This window comes from Vibrio sp. YT-19(2023) (assembly GCF_033337395.1).
Genome location: NZ_JAWOQN010000538.1, coordinates 1 through 682 on the forward strand (window position 1 = coordinate 1; position 682 = coordinate 682).

The 682-nt window shown below is 43.7% G+C and carries 2 protein-coding genes; one reads left to right on the forward strand and one right to left on the reverse strand.

Translation table 11 applies throughout. From position 1 onward, the window contains the following. Nucleotides 1-353, forward strand: a 353-nt coding sequence (locus R7E78_RS26980; RefSeq protein ID WP_318058724.1) for a DUF805 domain-containing protein, incomplete at its 5' end; no start/stop codon positions are given. A 40-nt stretch (nt 354-393) separates the two neighbouring features. On the opposite strand, the gene R7E78_RS26985 is transcribed toward R7E78_RS26980, so the two are convergent. Beyond that, the gene (locus R7E78_RS26985) at nt 394-681 is read right to left on the reverse strand and encodes a DUF3135 domain-containing protein (protein WP_318058725.1); all 288 of its coding nucleotides are present in this window, start codon (nt 679-681) and stop codon (nt 394-396) included. Between the last annotated feature and the right edge of the window lies 1 nt (nt 682).

Sequence of the window (682 nt, forward strand, 5' to 3'; positions counted from 1 at the left end):
TGATTTACTACATTTCGATTATAGGTTTTGGTGCGGGTATCAGTAAGTTGTTTCCTGCGTTTTCTTACCTGTTACTGCCAATATTCTTGTTGGTACTGCTCATTCCTGATTTGGCTATTACGACAAAGAGATGGCATGACCGCAACAAATCGATTTACTGGTTAGGCTTGAATATTCCTTTGGTGATTGGTCGCATCGCAACGCCGATGACAAGCCCAATGGCGCAAGAGCCTTCAACGCCACAGCTGTTCATTGCTTCGATTTCATTAATTTGTGGGCTTTGGATTTTGATTGAGTGTGGTTTTCTGAAAGGCACATCAGGCCCGAATAAATACGGTCCTGAGCCACAGTGATTTATGAGTGTGGGAGTCTGCCTAAGGTGTGACTCTCACATCAGTAGAAATCGTTTCTGTTGAAGGCGACTACGTTGTCTGTTTTAACCGACGTCGCTTTTCCTTGTAATGCTTCTCTGAACTTCGTGACTTGTTTTTGTAGTTCATTCATTAGCACGACGTTGGTGTGATTAGGGTTTTTACAGTTGCGAATCACACGATCAATATGGCTTTGCTGAGCCCATAAGCGTGGTTGCATCATTTCTGATGCGCTTTCTATCATTTCTTTTGCCATCTCGTGGCGAAATTGTTCAAAGCCTTCTGGATCGCTTTCGGCCATCTGAACCAGT